This window comes from Agrobacterium sp. 16-2014-1-2a (genome assembly GCF_053522705.1).
Map to the genome: position 1 here is coordinate 563,518 of NZ_JBNWBX010000001.1, position 23,699 is coordinate 587,216.

Genomic DNA, 23,699 nt, shown 5'->3' on the forward strand with positions numbered 1-23,699 from the left:
TTGCCTGTTCGTCCCGTGTCTCTCACACGGTCCGCAACAAATCCTTAATCGCGCCCGACACTTGATCTCGTCGGTCAGGCGCTTCATGGTTTTCCGGCGCCGGGATCATCCCCGCGCCGCATGCAAACTGCGAAAAGCTTATTCGGCAGCTTCCAGAACAGCGCCATCATCCATGGCCCTGTAGGTATATTGGTCGATGCGCTTTTCGATCTCCGGACGGAAATTGCGGATCAGCGCCTGTACCGGCCATGCGGCGGCGTCGCCGAGAGCACAGATGGTGTGGCCTTCAATCTGCTTCGTCACTTCGAACAGCATGTCGATTTCGCGCTTCTGCGCGTTGCCCTTCACCATGCGTTCCAGCACGCGCCACATCCAGCCGGTGCCTTCACGGCACGGCGTGCACTGGCCGCAGCTTTCATGCTTGAAGAAGGCCGCGATGCGGGCGATCGCCTTGATGACGTCGGTGGACTTGTCCATGACGATCATGCCGCCGGTGCCGAAGGACGACTTCACTTCGCGCATGCCGTCGAAGTCCATGATGGCGTCCTTCATGTCCTCACCGCGCACGATGGGGCAGGATGCGCCGCCGGGGATGACGCCAAGCAGATTGTCCCAGCCGCCGCGAATGCCACCGCAATGGTGTTCGATCAGTTCACGGAAGGACAGGCCCAGCGCATCTTCGAAGGTGCATGGACGCTCGACATGGCCGGAGACCATGAACAGCTTGGTGCCGACATTGTTCGGACGGCCGATAGACGAGAACCATGCCGCACCTCGGCGCAGAATGGTCGGAGCAACGGCGATGGATTCGACGTTGTTGACGGTCGTCGGGCAACCGTAAAGACCCATATTGGCCGGGAACGGCGGCTTCAGGCGCGGCTGGCCCTTCTTGCCCTCGAGGCTTTCAAGCAGTGCTGTCTCTTCGCCGCAGATATAGGCACCTGCGCCGTGATGGACGTAGATGTCGAAATCCCAGCCGTTCTTGTTGTTCTTGCCGAGCAGGCCCGCATCGTAACATTCGTCGATGGCGGCCTGAAGCGCCTCACGTTCGCGCATATATTCGCCGCGCACGTAGATATAGGCGGTGTGCGCACCCATGGCGAAACCGGCGATAACGCAGCCTTCGATCAGCGTATGCGGATCGTTGCGCAGGATTTCGCGGTCCTTGCAGGTGCCGGGCTCGGATTCGTCGGCGTTGACCACGAGATAATGCGGACGGCCGTCGCTTTCCTTGGGCATGAAGGACCACTTGAGACCCGTCGGGAAGCCTGCGCCGCCGCGACCGCGAAGGCCGGAAGCCTTCATCTCATTGATGATCCAGTCACGACCCTTTTCGATGATCTGCTTGGTGCCATCCCAGTGGCCACGCGCCCTCACGCCCTTCAGGGACTTGTCCTTGAGGCCGTAGAGATTGGTAAAGATGCGATCCTGATCTTTTAACATGCTTCACCCTTTACCGCGGCTTCTTGCCGAAGACCTTGATATACTCGGCTTCGCCACCCTTGGCGAGCGCCTCGGCCTGCTTGATCCACTCATCGCGTTCGATGCGGCCCTTGAAATTCAGATAACCATCCACCCAGTCGCACTCGGCCTTCTTCCAGCCGGCAATCTGCGCATAGGTGAAGATACCGAGCTCGTTAAGCGTGCCTTCGATCTTCGGGCCAACGCCTGAAATGAGTTTCAGGTCATCGGGCGCAGCGGGCTTTTCAATGCCTGCCGGACGGTCGGCCGACTCAAGCGACGGTCTGGATGCTGTCGCTTCCTTGCCCGCCGATTGCTGTTCCCCTGCCTTTGCATTTTCCGCAGCAGCCTTGGGCTCGTTCGCAGGCGTCTTCAGCTTCGGGTCGGTTTCCGGTGCGTCCGTCTTCGGCTTGGCGGCATTCGAAGGAAGAACGGGGGCTGCTTCCGCCGGAGCTTCCGCAGGCTTGTCGAGATTGGAGCGATCTGGCTTGATCTCTTCCGTCAGCGTCGTCAGGCCGCCAACGGGCACCGACTGGTGACGGTCGATCTGGGGGCCGGTCTTGACCGTGTCGCCCTTGCCTGCCTCGAACGTGTCGATGATCTCTTCCAGGCGCTCGGGCGTCAGATCCTCATAGGCATCCTTGAAGATGATGACCATCGGCGCATTGACGCAGGCGCCCTGACATTCCACTTCTTCCCAGGACAGCGTGCCGCTCTCGTTGGTGTGCAGCGGATCGTGATGGATCTTCTTGCGGCAGACATCCATCAGCGCTTCGGAGCCGCGCAGCATGCAGGGCGTGGTGCCGCAAACCTGAACATGGGCGCGTGTGCCGACCGGCTTCAGCTGGAACTGGGTGTAGAAGGTCGCCACTTCCATGACGCGGATATAGGCCATATCCAGCATGTCGGCGATTTTTTCGATGGCGGCGCGGGTAACCCAGCCGTCCTGCTCCTGCGCACGCATAAGCAGCGGGATAACCGCCGATTGCTGGCGTCCCTCCGGATATTTCTGGATCGTCTTTTCCGCCCATGCGGTATTATCCGCGTTAAAGGCAAATGCCACGGGCTGGAACTGATCTTCGGCTAGTCGACGAACGGACATACTTCCTCACGCCTTTTCAGTTTAACGTCTCACAACGCGATCTCGCCACCGTGACGAATTCGCAGGCATAAGCCGCCTTGTCTTTCTGCATGAACACGATGAACTTGCTGCCATTGGGAACCGAGGCCTTGATCTCATATCCCGAAGACAGAAGCTGCTTGATGGTGGAACCGCCGCTGCTTGATAGCGATACGCCCCCCTCGTCCGTCGCGGTCTGGGCGAGAACGGAGGTCGACATCGAAGCAAGAAAAGCCAAGATGGCCAGCGGCAGACGCATCAGCGGTCGACCTCCCCGAACACGATGTCGAGGGAGCCGAGCACGGCTGTAACGTCGGCAAGCTGATGGCCCTTGCACAGGAAATCCATCGCCTGCAAATGTGCATAACCCGGCGCGCGGATCTTGCAGCGGTAGGGCTTGTTCGAACCATCGGCGACCACGTAGACGCCGAACTCGCCCTTTGGCGCTTCGACGGCGGCGTAAACTTCGCCGGCGGGAACGTGATAGCCTTCGGTATAGAGCTTGAAGTGATGGATAAGAGCTTCCATCGAACGCTTCATCTCGCCGCGCTTGGGCGGAACCACCTTGCCATCCAGCGAGGAGACCGGACCGATGCGGTGCTTGCCGGAGAGAAGATCGACGCACTGCTTCATGATCTTCACCGATTCGCGCATTTCCTGCATGCGGATCAGGTAACGGTCATAGCAGTCGCCGTTCTTGCCGACGGGGATATCGAACTCCAGATCGGAATAGCACTCGTAGGGCTGCGCGCGACGCAAATCCCAGGCAGCACCCGAACCGCGCACCATGACGCCCGTGAAACCCCAGGCGAAGGCGTCTTCAAGCGAGACGACGCCGATATCGACGTTACGCTGCTTGTAGATGCGGTTGTCGGTCAACAGGCCTTCGATATTGTCGAGAACGGTAATGAAGGGATCGCACCATTTGCCGATGTCTTCCACCAGCTCCGGCGGCAGATCCTGATGCACGCCGCCCGGACGAACATAGGCCGAGTGCATGCGGGCGCCACAGGCGCGCTCGTAGAACACCATCAGCTTTTCACGTTCCTCGAAGCCCCAGACCGGCGGCGTCATTGCGCCGACGTCCATGGCCTGAGTCGTCACGTTCATGATGTGCGACAGGATGCGGCCGATTTCCGAATAAAGCACGCGGATCAGCTGGCCGCGCATCGGGATTTCGAGACCCAGCAGCTTTTCGACGGCGAGCGCGAAAGCGTGTTCCTGGTTCATCGGCGCGACGTAGTCGAGACGGTCGAAATAAGGCACCGCCTGAAGGTAGGTCTTGGTCTCGATCAGCTTTTCGGTGCCGCGATGCAGAAGACCGATATGCGGATCGACGCGCTCGACGATTTCGCCGTCCAGTTCCAGAACCAGGCGCAGCACACCGTGCGCGGAAGGGTGTTCCGGACCGAAGTTGATCGTGAAATTGCGGACGTTATGCTCAGTCATTCTAGTGCTCCGCCGAGGTGATCATGGCGATGAATTCGGGGCCGGTCATATTCTGCGTGGTTTGCGCGAAAGAATAGCTCGAGGGCTTCTCATCCGTGAAAATCTGCGACGCAAAATGGAAACTGGAAGGGTTGTCGAAAGCCTGCAACGAGACGGCAAAATGCTTGCCATCCTTGGAGCGCCACATCAGCGTGCTGCCGCAATTCCTGCAGAAGCAGCGCTCGCCCCATTCCGACGAGGTATAAACACCGAAATGTTCCTCGTTCTCGATGGCCACGTCAGCGCATTCGACAGCCAGAAATGTTCCGCCGGACCAGCGGCGGCACATCGAGCAATGGCAAACGCCGAATTCGCGGGCGCCGATGCTGGCATTGAAGCCAACGGCGCCGCAAAGACATTGTCCGTGCTCTGTCGCGGGGGCTTCGCTCATTGCTTGGCCTTTTCATCACCCGGGAGAACATAGTCAGTCCCCTCCCAGGGAGAGAGGAAATCGAAATTGCGGAATTCCTGCTTCAGTTCGACCGGTTCATAGAGAACCCGCTTCAGAACGTCATCGTAGCGTACTTCCACAAAGCCGGTAACCGGAAAATCCTTGCGCAGCGGATGACCTTCGAAACCGTAATCGGTGAGGATTCGGCGAAGATCCGCATGGCCTTCGAAAGGAATGCCGTACATATCCCAGGCTTCGCGCTCGAACCAGTCTGCACCCATGTAAACGGAGGTTGCCGAGGGAACGCCCTCGTCTTCCGCCACCTGCAGCTTGATGCGCACGCGCAGATTCTGGCGCGGCGACAAGAGGTGATAGACAACGTCGAAACGCTTCTCGCGCTGCGGCCAGTCGACGCCGCAAATATCGATGATGTTGACGAAACCGCACTGCACATCGTCACGCAGGAACGTCAAAAGCGCGATAACGCTTTCCGTCGTCGTGTTCAGCGTCAGCTCGCCATAGGCGATATCGGCCGAAACCACGAGGGAACCACGCGCTTCCTTAACGTAAGCAGCAAGATCGTTTAGAGCTTCGCTCATTCCTTAATCCGTCCTTTGCCCTTAGCGCTCGATCGTACCGGTACGCCGGATCTTCTTCTGCAGCAGAAGCACGCCGTAAAGCAGCGCCTCCGCCGTGGGGGGACAGCCCGGAACGTAGATATCCACCGGGACGACTCGGTCGCAGCCGCGCACGACGGCGTAGGAATAATGGTAATAGCCGCCGCCATTGGCGCAGGAGCCCATGGAGATGACATAACGCGGCTCGGGCATCTGGTCATAGACCTTGCGCAGTGCCGGCGCCATCTTGTTGGTCAGCGTTCCCGCGACGATCATCACGTCCGACTGGCGCGGCGAGGCGCGCGGGGCGACACCGAAGCGCTCCATGTCGTAACGCGGGCCGGAAGCCTGCATCAGACCCTCGACGGCGCAGCAGGCAAGACCGAACTGCATCCACATCAGGGAGCCGGTACGCGCCCAGGTGATCAGCTCGTCGGTCGAGGTGACGAGAAAGCCCTTGTCGGCCAGCTCGTCGTTGATTTCCGTGAAGTAGGCATCGTTGCTGCCGACAGGCTTGCCGGTCGCGGGATCGATGATCCCCTTCGGCTGCGGTGCAACGAGCGTGCTGTTGTTCTGGCTCATGCCCATTCCAGCGCTCCCTTCTTCCACTCATAGATAAAGCCGATGGTGAGAACGGCGAGGAACACCATCATAGACCAGAAACCGAACCAGCCCATGTCACCGAAGGACACAGCCCAGGGGAACAGGAAGGCGACTTCCAGGTCGAAGATGATGAAGAGAATGGACACCAGATAAAACCGGATATCGAACTTCATGCGGGCGTCGTCGAAGGCATTGAAACCGCACTCGAAAGCGGAGAGCTTTTCCGGGTCCGGCGCCTTATAAGCGACAGCGAAAGGCGCGATGAGAAGCGCCAGGCCAATGACAAGAGCGATACCGATAAAGATTGCGATCGGAATATAGGAACTGAGGAGTTCAGTCATGGTCTCTTCCCTGTCCGGCCGGGTGCCGGACCTGCCTTTGCGACTGAAAGTCTAAAGGCGCACAAATATGTTGCAACGCCAAAGTGGTTAGCGCAGCCGCGCTCTCTCTGCAAGAGTTTAGGCACCATTTCAAGACACCTGCCGCATTGATTGGCAACAATATTGCCGGAATTGACGCAAATTTGGGCCACAATTCCGGGCTAAGCCCCTCAAATACAATAATAATCGATTGAACGACGCAACCGCAAAAAAGTCACACGAATTTTACGTCAAAATGGCAGCGAAGTGACGATCTCTCGATATCGAAACTTGACTAAAAACAGCAGGAAAAACCGCGCTCGCGAATGCCGGAAACAGGCGCTGAAATCGCCATTGCCGATGTGGCAGGACGATGCCTGCTCGCTTCGTTTGGGAGTGTCATTTCGGTGAAAGAAATGGCGCGAGTGACGGGGCTCGAACCCGCGACCTCCGGCGTGACAGGCCGGCACTCTAACCGACTGAGCTACACCCGCGCTCCACAGACATTCGTCTGCGTTTTTTTCCGAGGAACAGGATGGCGCGAGTGACGGGGCTCGAACCCGCGACCTCCGGCGTGACAGGCCGGCACTCTAACCAACTGAGCTACACCCGCTTATCCTGACCGACAAGACCTTAGTCTCGCCGTACGAACCAGCCTCGGCTGTTCGTTGAGCGGCTAACTACGGCGTTCGTGCGGGGGTGTCAAGCAGGTTTCACGACAAAAGAATAAGCTTCTTCATTTTGATCGGAAAAAACTGAAAGGCCTTTGACCGGCATTGCAGCGAATGCCTTGTTTTCCGGGCTTTTCCCAACAAAAACAAAAAACTTGTCCACAGCCGGGGTGTCCGTAACGCGATTCCAGCATACCGCCAAAGGTAACGGTCGGGCGTTGTTTTTATCGAAAAGCCCGCAGTTCCCGGCTTTTTGCCGATCACCTCTGCCAATGGGCAAAGCTGTCCGGAAAAAAAACAAAAAAACTTCACAAAAGCCCTTGCGGTTTTTTTCCGATCCGAATACATCACGGCCACCGACGCGGCAGACACGATCTGCAAGACGCGAAGGGCGATTAGCTCAGTTGGTAGAGCGCCTCGTTTACACCGAGGATGTCGGGAGTTCGAGTCTCTCATCGCCCACCATTTTCCAGCTTCTTCAGAATTTGTGCGTTACCAGGCCGAAGCTCTTTCGGATGTCGGTGCGTTCCGCCGTAAACCTCCGGCATCGGGAATCACGGGCCCTGCCCCCGATTCTGTAGACGGCCGCGGCCTTGGGCTGGTGAAGCGGCTTTTCCGGCGTGAGTCTATGCCAGATCGGCACTCCTGTTTCACATTCATACAGGCCGGCTCCAATAGGTGTGCCACCCCGCAACATCCCGAAAAATAAGCAGATTCAGACTTTTTAAAGAGATTTCATGCATTGTTTTCGAGCCGTTTCATGATGAACGGTATAAATGATGGATGAAACCATGTCGGTCGACGCGTTTGTAACACTCGCGCTTATTGCGCTGCCTGTTTATATTTTTTTCCGCTGGGTCCAGCAGGACTCGGAAAAAGACAGCACTCCCAAAAGCAAGAATTCCATGGGGCGGTGATCTCTAGCGATCTGGTCCACTGCACATTCATGGAAGTCCTCCGGATAACACCCTCGATTATGCGATAGCGACGCGACCATGCCGGTTTTAACGGCTGGTATGCGACTCATCGTGGGGAATCGGCATTCCCCAGATCGGGGTTTCTTCCGCCGCACAAAAAAGCCGGGCTATGCCCGGCTTTTCTCATTTGCGATTCTATTCGGACCGATCAGTTGATCGCCTTTAGATCGACGGTAAAGAACAGCGTTTCGCCGGAAGATCCGTCGACGCCGTCATTGTCAGTGACGACATAGGCCGTTCCTGCCTTGTCGAAGGTGAAGCCTTCCAGCTTGTCAACGGTATAGCCATTCGTCTGGGCCTTGAGGTCCGGCAGGAAATCATGTGCTTCCTGCTTGGCCACCAGCGGCAGTTCGCCACCGATCTTGCCCGGCTTCAGGTCAGCGATCGCGACGCGGTAAAGCTTCTTGATCTTTGCCTTGTCACCGACCTGATTGTCGCGCTCGACGATATAGACATAGTCGCCCTGTGCGGTGATTTCAGAAAGGCCGACCCAGCCTGCCTCGGTCTTGTCGAGCGGGTAACGCACGGCGCCCCATTCCTTGGACTTCGGATTGTAGGAGACGAGCTTGACGAAACCCTTCTCGTCCGTGCCCCACTCGCGCTGTACGGCCATCCACAGCGTCGCGTCGTCGCCCTTGCCGATCATGGTCACGCCTTCGAAACCGAAGCGGGTTTCGCCAGCCAGCAGTTCCTTCGGCAGAGCGATCTCAGCCTTGATCTCGCCCTTGGCGCTGACATTGTAGAGTGCGTGGGGCACGAGCTTGGCACTGTCACCTTCCGAGGCCAGCCAGAAGCCGCCCTTACCGTCAAGCGTAATGCCTTCGATGTCGAGTTTCTGAGCTGCGATACCGTCGCGCTTGATGCGCAGGGCGCTGGTTATGGTGGCGGGCTTCTTCGTTGCGTCGATGGTGTAGATCGACGGCTGGTTTCCATAGACCGAGTCGGACACGGCATAGAGGATGCCAGGCTTTTCAGCATCGCCCACCAGACCGGAGAGAGCGCCCCAGCCGATCGGTGCGCCATCAACGGTGGCGGAAGCGAGCTGCGGGTAGGCAATCTGGCCTTCTGCGCGTTCATAGATCATGACATGCGAGCGAGCGCCGCCATCTTCGACGAGATCGGCTTCGTTGGCAGTGACGAGAAGATTGCGCGACGGAATGGCGACGGCGCCTTCAGGCGAAATGCCCGAGGGCAGAAGCTGGACCAGTTCCGGTGTGCCGCCCGTATCCTTGTAGACCGCAGCGAGAGACGCGCGCTCGGCAAGAACGAAGAAGTACTTCTGGCCATCGAAGGTTGCCGCCTCCAGACCTTCCGGCTCGATGCCCTTGGCCTTGGAGCGCTTTTCCGGATAGTGGCCGATGCTGGCGGCAGCGTGCTCAAGGGTGGCACCGGCTTCATAAAGAAGCTTGCCGGTCTTGTCGAAAATGGTGAAGCCGCGCGCGCCGCCCTGCCAGTCACCCTCATTGGCGATGACGATGCGGTCATTGTCCAGCCACTTCACGGCATCTGGCTCACGCTTGCGGCCTTCCTGCTTGTCGGTGAACTTGATCTGGCCGTCCGTCTTCGTGTCGACGCCTTCCAGATCAACCGTGCCGGCGGAGAAATGCGTCTTTACCGTACCGGTCTTGCCGTCGATGACGACGATGTGGTTGTTTTCCTGCAGCGTGAGCGCGATCTCGCCATTGGCATTGATCGAGACGAATTCCGGCTCCGGATCTTCCGGGGAGATTTCGGCAAGGCCGGTCACGTCGATCTTCTTCAGCGTCGCGCAGTCGGCAACGCCGTTTTTCAGACCGACCGTCACCAAATAACCGGCCGGCATCTGTGGCAGGGCGCCTTCGTTCACCTCTTCATCGCGTTCGTTTTCGATCGCGATAGCGGCGAAGGTCTTGTCCGGGGAAATTGCGACAGAATCTGGCTGGCCGCCGAGATCGCAGCTCGCTTCAATCTTCTTGGTGGCGATATCGACCGTCACCAGCTTGCCGGACGGCTTGGCGCGGTTTTCGGACGTGTTGACACCGGCCAGAACCTTGGCGCCAGCAACGGCAACCGAGGTCGGTTCGCCTTCCAGCAGCAACGCGCCGCCAGCCTTGGGTGCCTTGGCGTCGGTGATGTCAACGAATCCAATGCCGCCAAGCGGGCTGTCCGAATAGATCAGTGTCTTGCCATCTTCGCTGGCGGTTACGATTTCAGCTGAAGTGACGGCCTTCGCGTCCTTGTCCGCTGGCAGGTTCTTTACGACCGGGAAAGATGCGATGCGGTTGAAAACCGGCTCGGCAGCAGCCGGAAAGGCCGCGGACGTGAGCAGAGCAGCAGTCAAAGCCATCTGAGAAAGTCGGAACGCCATTATAAATCCCCCTTGGATCCAAAAAAACACCCTATGGCTTCTGCGTCAGAGACATGACAGCGGCATGACATTTCCTGTCGGAGGAATCAAAAAGCCCGACCATGAAGGCCGGGCTTTCCTGTTCGTGCGCACATTCCGCGTATCAGAGCGCCGTGTGACCGGATGGAGGCTACACAGGCGCGCTCTCCTACTTTCAAGTACATCTTGCCGGTTCGAAAAAAGGGCTATCCGAAAAAGCAATTCGAAAAGCCGCCCGGTTTACGTGCCGGCATGATGGCGTCAGGGCGTCAAAACATGTTTCCTCGTGAACCTGAAAAGCCGCCCGCCCGCCGCCGGACGTCACGGCCTTTCGGAAACCTTACGAGTTGACGGCGTCCTTCAGGCCCTTGCCTGCGGAAAACTTCGGTACGTTGCGAGCCGGGATATCGACTTCAGCACCCGTGGAAGGGTTACGACCCTTGGAGGCTTCACGACGGCTTACGGAGAAGCTGCCGAAGCCAGCGAGACGGATGTCGCCACCGCTCTTCAGTTCGTTCTGTACGGTTTCGAATACGGCATCAACAGCGGAAGCAGCATCTGCCTTCGTGAGACCAGCCTTTTCGGCAACAGCAGAGACGAGCTCGTTCTTGTTCATGTTTCCACCCCTTTCAATGGTTTGAAACGACTCAAATTAAGCCGGCGCAGAATACGTCTGTATCCGCGCGCAGCAACTCAAAAGCGCTGGAATCGCCTGAAAAACAAGGGGTCTGCGGGGTTTTTCACAAAAAAGGCCGACATTTCTGCCGGCCTTTCCCTTAAACGTGCCAATTTCGCACCAGTTCTGCGAGCATCAAAGAAGCATCGCGCCTTTCGGCATCTAACACATTGAATCTATGCACAGGTGTCGCGAAAACCGATTCTGGCTTTCACAACGATGTGGCAATCAATGTGCGATCGTCTGTCCGCCCTCGTCGACACCGTCGACAGTTGCGATAACAGGCGTTTCGATGCTGCCGTCCCACTCGATTGGCTCGGGCATGCGAAGCAGCGCGTGCTTGATGACCTCACCCATGCGAGAAACCGGGATGATCTCCATCTCGTTCTTCACATTATCAGGAATATCCGCCAGGTCCTTGGCGTTTTCTTCCGGGATGAGCACCTTCTTGATGCCGCCGCGAAGCGCCGCAAGCAGCTTTTCCTTCAGGCCGCCGATTGGCAGCACGCGACCACGAAGCGTGATCTCGCCCGTCATCGCCACATCCTTGGAGACCGGGATACCGGTCATGATGGAGACGATGGCGGTTGCCATGGCAACACCGGCAGACGGTCCATCCTTCGGGGTAGCCCCTTCCGGAACGTGAACGTGAATGTCGCTCTTGTCGAAACGCGGCGGTTCGATGCCGAAGTCCACGGCGCGCGAGCGGACATAAGATGCCGCTGCCGAAATGGATTCCTTCATCACTTCCTTGAGGTTGCCGGTGACCGTCATGCGGCCCTTGCCCGGCATCATCACGCCTTCGATGGTGAGCAACTCACCGCCAACTTCCGTCCATGCCAGACCGGTGACGACACCAACCTGATCCTCACGCTCTGCCTCGCCGTGGCGGAACCGCGGAACGCCCAGATAATCCGGGACATTGGCTGCGGTGACTTCCACGGACTTGACCTTGCCCTTGATGATCTCGGTCACGGCCTTTCGTGCAAGCTTCATCAGCTCGCGCTCGAAGCTGCGCACGCCCGCCTCGCGGGTGTACTGCTGGATCACGATCATCAGAGCGTCATCGCTGACCGAGAACTCTTCCGGACGCAGGGCATGTTCCTTGATCGCCTTCGGCAGCAGGTGACGCTTGGCGATTTCGCGCTTTTCGTCCTCCGTGTAACCGGCGATGCGGATCACTTCCATACGGTCCATCAGGGGACCTGGAATGTTCAGCGTGTTGGCCGTGGTCACGAACATCACGTCGGACAGGTCGTATTCCACTTCAAGATAGTGGTCCATGAAGGTGGAGTTCTGTTCCGGATCGAGCACCTCCAGCAGTGCGGAAGACGGATCGCCACGGAAATCCATGCCCATCTTGTCGATCTCGTCGAGCAGGAAGAGCGGATTGGACTTCTTGGCCTTCTTCATCGACTGAACGATCTTGCCCGGCATGGAGCCGATATAGGTACGGCGGTGACCGCGGATTTCCGCCTCATCACGCACACCACCCAGCGCCATACGCACATATTCGCGGCCGGTCGCCTTGGCGATCGACTTGGCGAGCGAAGTCTTGCCGACGCCGGGAGGACCGACGAGGCACAGGATCGGGCCACGGATCTTCGAAGCGCGAGCCTGCACGGCCAGATATTCAACGATGCGTTCCTTGACCTTGTCCAGACCGAAATGATCCTGATCGAGGACCGCCTCGGCGCTGTTGAGATCAACCTTGACCTTCGACTTCTTGCCCCAGGGCAGGCTGAGCAGCCAGTCCAGATAGTTGCGCACGACAGTCGCTTCCGCAGACATCGGGCTCATCTGGCGAAGCTTCTTCATTTCCGCCTCGGCCTTATCCTTGGCCTCCTTGGAAAGCTTGGTCTTGGCAATGCGCTCTTCCAGTTCGGCCATCTCGTCACGGCCGTCCTCGCCGTCGCCGAGCTCCTTCTGGATCGCCTTCATCTGTTCGTTCAGATAATATTCGCGCTGCGTCTTCTCCATCTGGCGCTTGACGCGCGAGCGGATACGCTTCTCGACCTGAAGCACGGAAATTTCGCCTTCCATGAAGCCGAGCGCTTTTTCAAGCCGCTGCTTCACGCTGACGGTTTCCAGCATTTCCTGCTTTTCGGTGATCTTGATCGACAGGTGCGAAGCAACCGTGTCGGCCAGCTTCGAATAATCGTCGATCTGGCCGGCAGCGCCGACAACCTCGGGCGAAATCTTCTTGTTGAGCTTCACATAGCTCTCGAACTCCGAAACGACGGAACGCGACAGCGCCTCGATCTCAACCGGGTCTTCCGCAGGCTCCTGCAGCGGCGTCGCAGACGCTTCGTAGAAATCCTCGCGGTCGGTATAGGCCTCGATCTGGGCGCGGCCCTTGCCTTCCACAAGCACCTTCACGGTGCCGTCGGGCAGCTTCAGAAGCTGGAGAACGTTAGCGACCGTGCCGACCTTGTGGATGGCTTCCGGGGACGGATCGTCATCGCTGGCGTTGATCTGGGTAACAAGCATGATCTGCTTGTCCGAGCCCATGACCTCTTCGAGAGCGCGAATGGATTTTTCCCGCCCGACGAACAGGGGAACGATCATATGCGGGAAAACGACAATGTCGCGCAGGGGAAGTACCGGATAGATACCGCCGGATGCCGCAGACGTGATGTTCGTCATATCATTTCCTTTCATGGTCCCTTTCAGGACACTTTGCCTGACGTCTTGGGGCGTCCGGCATATTCATTTCTCGAGACTGAAAGTGGAGTTTCGGAACGCCGATTTCAAGTCACCGGAAGAGACGACCCCGCGCAACGGCACGGCCGTAAAATTCAAACAAATACAGCGCCGGCTATTACTCCCGACATTTCCGGTTATCCCACAGGATCAGGAACCGGGTCGCCGACGGTAATTCACATTTCCGTCATATCGCGCTGCAAATCAGTTTTAAGACTTTATCAGCAAAGCGCAATCCGCTCCAAACGCAAAATCGGGTTACTCCAAGTTAGCGGCAAGTTTCGCACCTGCCACAACAGAAAAGGCCCGCACGAGTGCGGGCCTTTTGAATTCATCAAAGCGTCGGATCGGTCAATCAAGCCGAAACATTGGCCTTCTCTTCCTGACGATCCGCATAGATGTAGAGCGGGCGAGCGATGCCGCTGACGACATCGTTGGAGATCACCACTTCGCGCACGCCTTCCAACGTCGGCAGTTCGAACATGGTATCCAGAAGGATCTTTTCCATGATCGAGCGCAAACCGCGGGCACCCGTCTTGCGGGTAATCGCCCGGCGGGCAATCTCGCGCAACGCGTCCTCGTGGAAGGTCAGTTCCACATCTTCCATCTCGAACAGACGCTGATACTGCTTGACCAGCGCGTTCTTCGGCTCGGACAGGATCTGGATCAGCGCATCCTCGTCAAGGTCCTCCAGCGTAGCCAGAACCGGCAGACGGCCGATGAATTCCGGAATAAGACCGAATTTCACCAGATCTTCCGGCTCCAGTTCGCGAAGCACCTCGCCAACGCGGCGATCGTCTTCCGCCTTGACGGTCGCACCGAAGCCAATCGAGGTCTTTTCGCCCCTGGCCGAGATGATCTTGTCCAGGCCGGCAAACGCGCCGCCGCAGATGAACAGGATGTTGGTCGTATCCACCTGCAGGAATTCCTGCTGCGGATGCTTACGGCCGCCCTGCGGCGGAACGGAAGCGACCGTGCCTTCCATGATCTTCAGAAGCGCCTGCTGAACGCCCTCGCCCGACACGTCACGCGTGATGGACGGGTTATCCGACTTGCGGGAGATCTTGTCGACTTCGTCGATATAGACGATGCCGCGCTGGGCGCGCTCGACATTGTAATCCGCAGCCTGCAACAGCTTCAGGATGATGTTTTCCACGTCCTCGCCGACATAACCGGCTTCGGTCAGCGTCGTTGCGTCTGCCATTGTGAAGGGAACGTCGATGATGCGGGCGAGCGTCTGGGCAAGATAGGTCTTGCCGCAACCCGTCGGACCGACGAGCATGATGTTCGACTTCGCAAGCTCGACATCGCCATTCTTGGAGGCGTGCGCGAGGCGCTTGTAATGGTTGTGAACGGCCACCGACAGGATCTTTTTCGCCTGCTTCTGGCCGATGACGTATTCGTCGAGGATCTTGATGATGTCCTGCGGGGTGGGAACACCCTCGCGCGACTTCACCATCGACGTCTTGTTCTCCTCGCGGATGATGTCCATGCACAATTCGACGCATTCATCGCAGATGAATACCGTCGGTCCGGCAATGAGTTTCCGGACTTCGTGCTGGCTCTTGCCGCAGAATGAACAATAGAGTGTATTCTTAGAGTCGCCGCCGTTGCTGCCGCTGACTTTGCTCATATCACTTTCCTTCCAGCACGCCGCAGGTCCGCTAAACGGATCGCGGTCAACTTACCGCCCGCCGATACGGCCGCCCTTGGGTGCATCGCCGTATCCGCCTCGTTTCCCGGGGTACTAACCGGTATCAGATACATGAGCTGACAACCGGCTGCAACGAATTCCCCATCAAACCAAAGGCCACGTCATAAAAATTCAACACAGCCTTTATATATACTAATATCGCTTTCTGTTGCGGTTGAAAGCCCCGAAATTACTTTGCGGGGTTAAACAACCGTCAAAAAGCGTCGCGCCTTAATTCGCGGCGGCGCCTTCCATTTCCTGGCGCGAGGTGAGGATCTTGTCGATCACACCCCAGTCCTTGGCCTCGTCGGCATCCATGAAGTGGTCGCGATCAAGGGTTTTTTCAACCTCTTCCAGCGTACGGCCGGTGTGCTTCACGTAGACTTCATTAAGGCGACGCTTCATTTTGATGATGTCGCGGGCGTGACGCTCGATATCCGAAGCCTGCCCCTGGAAGCCGCCGGAGGGCTGATGCACCATGATGCGGGCGTTCGGAGTTGCGAAACGCATTCCCTTTTCGCCAGCGGCCAGAAGCAGCGAGCCCATGGATGCGGCCTGGCCGACGCAAAGCGTCGAAACGGCAGGGCGGATGAACTGCATCGTATCGTAGATCGCCATGCCGGCGGTCACCACGCCACCCGGCGAATTGATGTAGAGCGCGATTTCCTTCTTCGGGTTTTCAGCCTCGAGGAAAAGCAGCTGCGCGCAGACGAGCGAGGCCATCTGGTCTTCCACCGGTCCGGTGAGGAAAATGATGCGTTCCTTGAGAAGACGGGAAAATATGTCATAGGAGCGTTCGCCGCGATTGGTCTGCTCTACGACCATCGGCACCAGAGCCATGGCGGTATCAACTGGATTTTTCATGTCCGTCCTTTGTCAAACTCTGCCCTTCGCGGAAAACCGCTCCGGAATCACTTCTAACCTTCGTTCTCCCTACATAGAGTGTCCCTGCCCGGTACTTCAAGACACGAAGCCGCATATCCTTAACGGCTCAACAGCGTTTACGGGCGTTTTCCACCCGCGGGGTAACGGCTATGGACAAGCCGATGCCAACCGGACCATTCTCTGTCGCACTCATTATTTTTTAACAGGAGCAAACCGCAAACGCAAAAACCGGTGTGTTGCCCAGATATAACTTCTCACTGGCAAGAACTCGTTAGGTATTTGCGGCTGATACTACGACCGCGAATTTCCGGTTTCCCGTCAGGGGGCGGGAGCCTCTTTTGAGGCGAAATGGCATCTCCACCAATTCGGCGGGCATTGCGCACATCGTGCCGCGAACCGCTTTTACGGCATGATAGCGCAGATAGGATTTTGCAATGCTGGATGCAAAGACGGGCATGCTGCTTTGGGCGTCGGAAACGCTGACCCTTGCCCTGCTGCTGGGAACCCTGTGGCTGCACCGCCCTGCCCGCCGGCACAATATCTATTTCGCCGCCGGTTTTGCCGCCACGAGCGCCGGCACGGTGATGGTGGCGCTGCGCGGCGATATTCCCAACTTCCTGTCGATCGAAGTCGGCAATACGCTTGCCCTTTCGGCCTTCAGTTTCTGGCTCGCCGGTCTCCTGTCCTTCGAACGGCGCAAGACCGCCGGCTGGATCGCCATTCCGCCGCTGTTATGGGTGGCGGGCATGCTGATCGGCCCCGTACGCGAAAACATGGTCCCGCGCATCCTGCTCTATCACATCTGTGCCGCCACCGGTTATTTCATGCTGGCCGGCATTCTTCTGGCCAGCAAGGCACGCTCGTCATTCAGCCGCAAAGTGCTGGCGGCCACCTTCATCTTGCAGGCATTTTGCGGCGCGCTCGTGGCGTCCATCGTCATTCCCGTCAACGCCGCCGCCCCCAACGCCATTCCGCTGACGGCAGCGCTCGCCTTTTCAGGCATTCTCGGCTTTACCATCATCGTCATGATGAGCGCCAAGATTATCATGGAAGACACGGAAACCCGCCTGCACCGGCTGGCCATGACCGACCACCTGACCGGCGTCCTCAACCGGCGAGGGCTGCTTGAAGAGTTCGAACACATCAAAAAAAGGTCGCCCGGCTCCAGCCGTTACGTGGCGCTGGCGCTGTTCGACATCGACCATTTCAAGAAGATCAACGACAAATACGGCCATCAGTCGGGAGACGCGGTGCTTGTGCATTTTTGCAATATGGCGCAGCGGATCATCGGTGAGCGCGGCCTGTTCGTCAGGATGGGCGGAGAAGAATTCGCGCTCGTCGCCGAAGTGGAAAGCCCCTCCAGCACCGTGACGCTTGCGGAAGCCATCCGCAGCAACCTGCGCCTTTCGAAGATCAGCGCACGCGGCGAAAACATCGAGGTCACGACCAGCGTCGGCATATCCGAAGCCATGATCAAGGATGCGGATCTGAGCGTGATGATGACGGAGGCCGACCGCGCGCTTTACGCGGCCAAGAAGGCCGGCCGCAACCGGACCGTGATCCACGTCAATTCAGCCAATGTTGTCGTCCCCTCTCCGGACCGGAACGAAAACCCGATGGACAACAATGCCAACCGGCAGGTTGCGGCGCTGAACCGGATAGCGGCCATCGCCAACCGGTGACAAAGTAACCACACAGTGACATGCGGATAAACACATGGAACGGCATTTTCACGCCCTTCCCAAAGTGCGGCGCGCGGAATAAACCATGGACATGACAGCGACATTTCCCTTTCTCAAAATCGATCCCGCCACGCGTCGTGTTTCACTCGATGCACGCAATCCGGCTTTCTACAACGACCCGAACCCGGTCTACGCTGCCCTGCATGCCCAATGTCCCACTTTCTATTGGGAAGAGCAGCGGCAGTGGTTTTTCACCGAATACGACCATGTCAGCGCCCTCCTGCGCGACCGCCGGTTCGGACGGCAGATCCTGCATGTTGCGAGCCGCGAGGAGATCGGTCTGGCAGAGCCGCTCGAGCATGTGAAGCATTTCGACGCCGCAGAGCAGCACTCGCTTCTGGAGCTGGAGCCGCCGGAACACACACGGCTGCGCACCCTCATCAACCGCGCTTTCGTTTCGCGGCATGTCGACAAGATGAAGCCGGAAATCGAGGAACTCGCCAACCGGCTGATCGACGCCTTTGAAGGAAACGGCGAGACGGAACTGCTCTCTTCCTATGCCGATATCATCCCGGTCACGATGATCGCGCGCATGATCGGCATTCCCGAGGAAATGGGGCCGCAGCTTCTGAAATGGTCACATGCCTATGTCGGCATGTACATGTTCAAGCGCACGCCCGAGGACGAGCTTCTGGCCGACAGGGCCGCACATGAGTTTTCAGACTATGTGCGCAGTGTGATCGCGGAGCGCCGGGCAGAGCCGAAAGACGATCTGCTGAGCCACATGATCCATACGGAGCACAAGGGCCAGTATCTGACCGACGACGAGCTGATCTCGACCACCATCGTTCTGTTGAACGCCGGGCACGAGGCGACGGTGCACCAGATCGGCAATTCCGTGCGCATCATTCTGGAAAGCGGCATCTCGCCCGACACACTTTTCCACGACGAGACGGTAACGGAACGCACGGTGGAAGAAACGCTGCGTATCTGCGCGCCCGTCCATATTTTCCAGCGCTGGGTTCTGGAGCCGGTCGAGATCGACGGCGTGGAATTCAAACGCGGCGACAAGGTCAGCCTCATTCTGGCGGCCGCCAATCTCGATCCGGCCAAGTTTTCCGATCCCCTGGCATTCAGGCCGGACCGAAACGAAGGCGCCAACGTCTCCTTCGGAGCCGGCATCCATTTCTGCATTGGCGCGCCGCTGGCAAGACTGGAGCTGAACCTAGCCTTGCCTCTGCTTTTCAAGCGACTGCCGGGCCTGAAGATTGCCGAGCCACCCAAGGTCAAGGACGTCTATCACTTCCATGGTCTGGAACGGCTCGATCTCAGCTGGTGACAGCCACGCCGGGAACAACCTTTATCCCGGCGGTGGACCAATAGAAATCATCCGGCTCCTACAACCGGATGACATAATCCTTGCGGGTCGTTTCGACGACCTCCCAGGTTCCCTTGAAGCCCGGCCGCAGGACCAGCCTGTCGCCCGGTTTCAGGTCGCGCGGGGATCCGCCATCCTCCGTCAGGATCGAGTGACCCTCGAGAATGTTAAAATATTCCCATTCGTCATAGACCACCCGCCATTTGCCGGGCGTCGACTGCCAGATGCCGGCATAGATGCCACCGGGCGCTTCCTCCAGATTCCACGTGGTGAATTTGGGGTCGCCGGAAATCAGCCTTTCCGGTGCGGGTGCACTGTGCTCCACCTCCGCCTCGACATCACTGGCCGTAGCGGTTCGTGTATCTTCGAATGCGAGAAAATTCGTCATGACGACCCCGGTCTCTCAGAGCTTCGCAAGCGATTGTTCGAGATCGGCGATGATGTCCTTGACATCCTCGATGCCGATCGAGAGGCGCACCACATCCGGTCCGGCACCCGCCGCCGTCTGCTGTTCCGGTGTCAGCTGCGCATGTGTCGTGGAAGCCGGGTGGATGACGAGAGAGCGTGTATCGCCGATATTGGCGAGATGGGAGAAGAGTTGCAGACCTTCCACCAGCGCCTTGCCGGCGGCATAACCGCCCTTGATGCCGAAGGTGAAGACGGAACCAGCGCCCTTTGGCGAATAATGCTGCTGGATTGCGTAGTTGTCGCTGTCCTCCAGCCCGGCATAATGCACCCAGCCCACCTTGGGGTGCGCTTTCAGCCATTTGGCGACGGCCAGCGCATTGTCGGAGTGGCGCTGAACGCGCAGCGGCAGGGTCTCTATGCCCGTGAGGATGAGGAAGGCATTGAAGGGTGAGATCGCAGGGCCGAGATCGCGTAAGCCAAGAACGCGGCAGGCAATCGCGAAGGCGAAATTGCCGAAGGTCTGGTGCAGCACGACGCCGGAATATTCTGGGCGGGGCTGCGACAGCGACGGATATTTATCCGTGGCCGACCAGTCGAAAGTGCCGCCATCGACGATGATGCCACCCATGGAATTGCCATGGCCGCCGAGGAATTTCGTCAACGAATGCAATACGATATCCGCGCCATGTTCCAGCGGCCGCAACAAATAGGGGCTTGCCATGGTGTTGTCGACGATGAGCGGCAGGCCGTGACGATGAGCGACATCGGCAATCGCGGCGATATCCACGAATGTGCCGCCCGGGTTGGCCAGGCTTTCGATGAAGATCGCGCGTGTGCGGTCGTCGATCTGCCGTTCGAAAGTGGCCGGATCAGCCGCATCGGCCCAGCGCACCTGCCAGTCGAAACCCTTGAAGGCGTGGCCGAACTGGTTGATGGAGCCGCCATAAAGCTGGCGTGCCGCGACGAAATTGTCGCCGTGTTGCAGCAATGTGTGGAAGACCAGCAATTGCGCGGCGTGACCGGATGCAACGGCAAGTGCCGCCGTGCCGCCTTCAAGCGCTGCGACACGCTCCTCCAGAACCGCCTGGGTTGGGTTCATGATGCGCGTGTAGATATTGCCGAACTCTTTTAATCCGAACAGCGCGGCGGCGTGATCGGCGTCACGGAAGGCATAGGCCGTTGTCTGGTAGATCGGCGTCGCGCGCGCACCGGTGGTCGGATCGGGCTGTGCGCCCGCGTGCACGGCCAACGTTGAGAACCCGGGATTGCTGCTCGGCATGATGTTTCCTCCAATGATATTTTGGAGGGATCATAATGCCTTGCCGCCAAATGATAAGTCCAATCCGTACCAACTATCGCACAATATTGAGACGCGGATACTCAATTGCGGGGCAACGGTCCATCACCACGTTCATGCCGTAGGCCTCGGCCTTGGCCGCCGCATTGTCGTCTCTGACCGAAAGCTGGCCCCAGATCACCGATGGCCGCTGCGGCAGCAATATCGCCTCTTCGACAATTGCCGACAAATATTCCGGCGCCCGGAACACATCGACCATATCAACGGGCTCGGGAATGTCGGCAAGCCGCGCATACACTTTTTGCCCCAATATCTCCTTGCCCGCCTGACCGGGATTGACCGGAAACACGCGGTAACCCTTGGACAGCAGAAAGCGCATGACGCCGTGGCTCGGCCGATCCGGATTGGGAGAGGCGCCAAGCAGGGCGATGGTCCTGACATCCGTCAGAATTTTTCTGAGGTAATCCGGTTCATAGGTATCATGCTGCATGTCAACTTTTCCCTCTGCCATATCGCGCGGTTCAAGGACCTCAAGCGCCGGCTCGACGCTCAATGGCCCAGCGAGAATTGCCTCTCCCGCATAAATCCGCGGACGAGCTTTTCGCACCGCTTTTTTGCGGCCGCTTTCCTAGATCTAGGAACCCTCATCCTTCTCTTGAACCCCTGCTCGAATGAAAATATTGAACAAGCCGGGCTCGTGATGTCACGAAAGTATACCTAGGTTCGCGCAAAATGATTTCACAAAAACACCTTAAGCGGCGTTGTGCTGAGTATTTTTATCCAGTTTTTCAAAAGCATACATTTCGATGAACATTTGCTGAAACAACATTTGCGTGCATCTTATGCGCCCTTCGTCTCCTGTTTGTTTTCATTCCGTTCACCGATGCATTAGGCGTATCTAATTTTCAGAAAGTTATTCTGTAAATCAAGTTATAGGTAAAACTGTAACGTTGTAGCCGGCCATTCAGTAATGAATTGAAACTTCTTTTCATTTTTAGCCTGCATGTGCTCGCTTGATTGATACAGTTTCATCTTCTGGATATGGGCAATTTCGAGCAGGAATAATCGCCGCAATCGGTCGCATTTTTGCGAAAAACACGTTCCACAGCAAAACCATAAGCTGTGCATCCGGCATAGGCGCGTATGTCCTGCTGATGAAATCGTGAGCACGGCCGTATATCGCCTCTCGCACAGTTACCCACTCCATCCCGCAACACGCACAAACCCGAAACTTGACACGCGTCATAATCCGCAAAGAAGCAACCGCTTACGACAGGAGGATTTGCGTCTCCCACAGCCACCACGGAAAATGGATTCCGGTTTTCAAGCCGATGCTGTAGGTTGCCTAGAATAGCCCATGAGCGAGTCTCTATCGTGACATTTGACATTCTAATTCTGGTGCTTCTGGGCGCGATATTGCATGCCGGATGGAATGCGCTGGTAAAATCCGGATCCGACAAGTCGCTGGACGCCTCGCTGATCGCGGCGGGCGCCGCAGCTTGTTCTTTACCCTTCCTGCCCTTCCTGCCGTTTCCTGCGCCGGTGGCCATTCCCTTTCTCATCGCCTCGGCCGTTCTGCAATTTGCCTATTTCCGGCTAGTCGCCGCCGCCTATACGATCGGCGATATCGGCCTCGTCTATCCCGTCATGCGTGGCGTGGCGCCGCTGATCGTCGCAGCGACGAGCAGCCTTTTTCTCAGCGAGATTTTAAGCCCGCTTGCGCTTGCCGGGATTGCCATCATTTCCGGCGGCATCCTGACGCTTGCCTTCGAGGCGCGGCGCGGCGGCGGAAAGGCGATCATTGTCGCGCTCATCAACGCCTTCGTAATTGCATCCTACACCTTCGTTGATGGTGTCGGCGCAAGGCTTTCCGGCAATGCGATTTCCTATACGCTGTGGATGTCGCTTCTGCCGCCCGTACTCCTCTTTGGTTTCGCATTTTACCAGCGCGGCGTAAGCGCGGTTACGCAGCATGTGCAGCGAAACTGGTGGCGCGGCCTGATCGGCGGCGGCGGCTCCATCCTCTCCTACGGGCTGGCGCTCTACGCCATGACCAAGGCCCCCGTCGCCGTCGTCGCGGCGCTGCGCGAAACCTCAATTCTGTTTGCGCTGGTGATCTCCGTCGTCATCCTCAAAGAACGCGCCAGCGTCTGGCGTTATCTCGCTGGCGGCATCATCGCAGCGGGTGTTCTGGTCATGCGGCTGGGATGAAACAGGTAAATCTATGGGGTAAAATAATACCACATAAACAAACCGTTGTTTTTATTGATTTATTTTTACGGTCAGCAAAATCCGTCATATTGACGCTTCATCCAGCACACCGTATAAGCGCGCCAGATCGGATTCCAAAGGGAATATGGTCATTTGTGGTCGCCTTCGGGTGACCAAACCAAGCAACAAGAAACGCCCGTATGCTCTTACTTAAAGAGCATGACGGGTCCACGTTAGAAAGTGAAATCCATGTCTACTTTCGTTCAGAAGCCTGCTGAGGTGGAGAAGAAGTGGGTCATCATCGACGCCGAAGGCCTCGTTGTTGGTCGCCTCGCCACCATCATTGCAACCCGCCTGCGCGGCAAGCACAAGGCCACCTACACCCCCCACGTCGATGATGGCGACAACGTCATCGTCATCAACGCGGAAAAGATTGCCTTCACCGGCAACAAGTACGCCGACAAGAAGTACTACTGGCACACCGGTCACCCGGGTGGCATCAAGGAGCGTACGGCTCGCCAGATCATCGAAGGTCGCTTCCCGGAGCGCGTCGTTGAAAAGGCCGTCGAGCGCATGATCCCGCGCGGCCCGCTCGGCCGTCGTCAGATGAAGAACCTGCGCGTTTACGCCGGCTCGAACCACCCGCACGAAGCACAGCAGCCCGTCGTTCTCGACGTAGCCGTGCTCAACAAGAAGAACGTAAGGAGCGCCTGA

The 23,699-nt window shown here is 57.8% G+C and carries 22 protein-coding genes and 3 tRNA genes; 6 read left to right on the plus strand and 19 right to left on the minus strand.

Annotation, left to right across the window (positions count from 1 at the left end):
- Nucleotides 1-138: 138 nt before the first annotated feature.
- The 11 genes from nuoF to ACQZ45_RS02805 form a co-directional block, all read right to left on the minus strand.
- Nucleotides 139-1,443 (minus strand): NADH-quinone oxidoreductase subunit NuoF, encoded by a 1,305-nt coding sequence (gene nuoF / locus ACQZ45_RS02755; RefSeq protein ID WP_003512673.1) that lies wholly within the window; start codon nt 1,441-1,443, stop codon nt 139-141.
- 10 nt (nt 1,444-1,453) lie between these two features.
- Entirely contained in the window at nt 1,454-2,563 is a 1,110-nt protein-coding gene (locus ACQZ45_RS02760) for an NADH-quinone oxidoreductase subunit E (RefSeq protein ID WP_003512671.1), read from the minus strand.
- A 16-nt stretch (nt 2,564-2,579) separates the two neighbouring features.
- A complete protein-coding gene (locus ACQZ45_RS02765; protein ID WP_003512670.1) occupies nt 2,580-2,840 on the minus strand; it encodes a hypothetical protein in 261 nt (86 codons plus the stop codon).
- Complete coding sequence (locus ACQZ45_RS02770) at nt 2,840-4,030, minus strand: NADH-quinone oxidoreductase subunit D (protein WP_003512668.1); 1,191 nt, start codon at nt 4,028-4,030, stop codon at nt 2,840-2,842. The genes ACQZ45_RS02765 and ACQZ45_RS02770 overlap by 1 nt, the downstream gene beginning before the upstream one ends.
- Before the next feature lies 1 nt (nt 4,031).
- On the minus strand, nt 4,032-4,460 hold the full coding sequence (locus ACQZ45_RS02775; RefSeq protein ID WP_003512658.1) for a GFA family protein: 429 nt from the start codon (nt 4,458-4,460) through the stop codon (nt 4,032-4,034).
- The gene (locus ACQZ45_RS02780; RefSeq protein WP_003512657.1) at nt 4,457-5,059 is read right to left on the minus strand and encodes an NADH-quinone oxidoreductase subunit C; all 603 of its coding nucleotides are present in this window, start codon (nt 5,057-5,059) and stop codon (nt 4,457-4,459) included. The genes ACQZ45_RS02775 and ACQZ45_RS02780 overlap by 4 nt, the downstream gene beginning before the upstream one ends.
- A gap of 21 nt (nt 5,060-5,080) precedes the next feature.
- The gene (locus tag ACQZ45_RS02785) at nt 5,081-5,665 is read right to left on the minus strand and encodes a NuoB/complex I 20 kDa subunit family protein (protein ID WP_003512655.1); all 585 of its coding nucleotides are present in this window, start codon (nt 5,663-5,665) and stop codon (nt 5,081-5,083) included.
- Entirely contained in the window at nt 5,656-6,021 is a 366-nt protein-coding gene (locus ACQZ45_RS02790; RefSeq protein WP_003512653.1) for an NADH-quinone oxidoreductase subunit A, read from the minus strand. The genes ACQZ45_RS02785 and ACQZ45_RS02790 overlap by 10 nt, the downstream gene beginning before the upstream one ends.
- A gap of 435 nt (nt 6,022-6,456) precedes the next feature.
- A tRNA-Asp gene (locus ACQZ45_RS02795) sits at nt 6,457-6,533 on the minus strand.
- Between the two features lie 42 nt (nt 6,534-6,575).
- Nucleotides 6,576-6,652: transfer RNA gene (locus ACQZ45_RS02800), tRNA-Asp, on the minus strand.
- A gap of 89 nt (nt 6,653-6,741) precedes the next feature.
- Nucleotides 6,742-6,873 carry a hypothetical protein gene (locus ACQZ45_RS02805; protein ID WP_003512651.1) on the minus strand — a complete coding sequence of 44 codons (132 nt, stop codon included), beginning with the start codon at nt 6,871-6,873 and terminating at the stop codon, nt 6,742-6,744.
- 226 nt (nt 6,874-7,099) lie between these two features.
- Between ACQZ45_RS02805 and ACQZ45_RS02810 the strand changes: the two genes are divergently transcribed.
- Both ACQZ45_RS02810 and ACQZ45_RS02815 read left to right on the plus strand, forming a co-directional pair.
- Nucleotides 7,100-7,175, plus strand: a tRNA-Val gene (locus ACQZ45_RS02810).
- Nucleotides 7,176-7,486: 311 nt separating this feature from the next.
- On the plus strand, nt 7,487-7,627 hold the full coding sequence (locus tag ACQZ45_RS02815; protein WP_003512649.1) for a hypothetical protein: 141 nt from the start codon (nt 7,487-7,489) through the stop codon (nt 7,625-7,627).
- Between the two features lie 208 nt (nt 7,628-7,835).
- Here ACQZ45_RS02815 and ACQZ45_RS02820 read toward each other — a convergent pair whose 3' ends face one another.
- The 5 genes from ACQZ45_RS02820 to clpP all read right to left on the minus strand — a co-directional run bounded on the left by ACQZ45_RS02820 (nt 7,836) and on the right by clpP (nt 15,988).
- Nucleotides 7,836-10,034 carry an esterase-like activity of phytase family protein gene (locus tag ACQZ45_RS02820; protein ID WP_113291483.1) on the minus strand — a complete coding sequence of 733 codons (2,199 nt, stop codon included), beginning with the start codon at nt 10,032-10,034 and terminating at the stop codon, nt 7,836-7,838.
- A gap of 358 nt (nt 10,035-10,392) precedes the next feature.
- Nucleotides 10,393-10,668 (minus strand): DNA-binding protein HupB, encoded by a 276-nt coding sequence (gene hupB, locus ACQZ45_RS02825; protein ID WP_003496481.1) that lies wholly within the window; start codon nt 10,666-10,668, stop codon nt 10,393-10,395.
- A 288-nt stretch (nt 10,669-10,956) separates the two neighbouring features.
- Nucleotides 10,957-13,374, minus strand: coding sequence for an endopeptidase La (gene lon, locus ACQZ45_RS02830; RefSeq protein WP_003512645.1), 2,418 nt, complete (start codon nt 13,372-13,374; stop codon nt 10,957-10,959).
- Between the two features lie 412 nt (nt 13,375-13,786).
- Nucleotides 13,787-15,064: an ATP-dependent Clp protease ATP-binding subunit ClpX gene (gene clpX, locus ACQZ45_RS02835; RefSeq protein ID WP_003512644.1), complete on the minus strand. Its 1,278-nt coding sequence runs from the start codon at nt 15,062-15,064 to the stop codon at nt 13,787-13,789.
- Nucleotides 15,065-15,355: 291 nt separating this feature from the next.
- A complete protein-coding gene (clpP, locus tag ACQZ45_RS02840; protein ID WP_003496491.1) occupies nt 15,356-15,988 on the minus strand; it encodes an ATP-dependent Clp endopeptidase proteolytic subunit ClpP in 633 nt (210 codons plus the stop codon).
- Between the two features lie 455 nt (nt 15,989-16,443).
- Between clpP and ACQZ45_RS02845 the strand changes: the two genes are divergently transcribed.
- Nucleotides 16,444-17,691: a GGDEF domain-containing protein gene (locus ACQZ45_RS02845; protein WP_113291482.1), complete on the plus strand. Its 1,248-nt coding sequence runs from the start codon at nt 16,444-16,446 to the stop codon at nt 17,689-17,691.
- 85 nt (nt 17,692-17,776) lie between these two features.
- Nucleotides 17,777-19,030, plus strand: coding sequence for a cytochrome P450 (locus ACQZ45_RS02850; protein WP_003512642.1), 1,254 nt, complete (start codon nt 17,777-17,779; stop codon nt 19,028-19,030).
- Between the two features lie 58 nt (nt 19,031-19,088).
- Here ACQZ45_RS02850 and ACQZ45_RS02855 read toward each other — a convergent pair whose 3' ends face one another.
- From ACQZ45_RS02855 to ACQZ45_RS02865, 3 genes are all read right to left on the minus strand, one after another.
- Entirely contained in the window at nt 19,089-19,457 is a 369-nt protein-coding gene (locus tag ACQZ45_RS02855; protein WP_003512641.1) for a cupin domain-containing protein, read from the minus strand.
- Nucleotides 19,458-19,472: 15 nt separating this feature from the next.
- On the minus strand, nt 19,473-20,756 hold the full coding sequence (locus tag ACQZ45_RS02860; RefSeq protein WP_003512640.1) for an O-acetylhomoserine aminocarboxypropyltransferase: 1,284 nt from the start codon (nt 20,754-20,756) through the stop codon (nt 19,473-19,475).
- Nucleotides 20,757-20,829: 73 nt separating this feature from the next.
- The gene (locus ACQZ45_RS02865; RefSeq protein ID WP_025593243.1) at nt 20,830-21,264 is read right to left on the minus strand and encodes a CoA-binding protein; all 435 of its coding nucleotides are present in this window, start codon (nt 21,262-21,264) and stop codon (nt 20,830-20,832) included.
- 884 nt (nt 21,265-22,148) lie between these two features.
- On the opposite strand from ACQZ45_RS02865, the gene ACQZ45_RS02870 reads away from it, so the two are divergent.
- Entirely contained in the window at nt 22,149-22,985 is an 837-nt protein-coding gene (locus ACQZ45_RS02870; protein ID WP_003512635.1) for an EamA family transporter, read from the plus strand.
- 249 nt (nt 22,986-23,234) lie between these two features.
- Complete coding sequence (gene rplM, locus ACQZ45_RS02875) at nt 23,235-23,699, plus strand: 50S ribosomal protein L13 (protein WP_003512633.1); 465 nt, start codon at nt 23,235-23,237, stop codon at nt 23,697-23,699.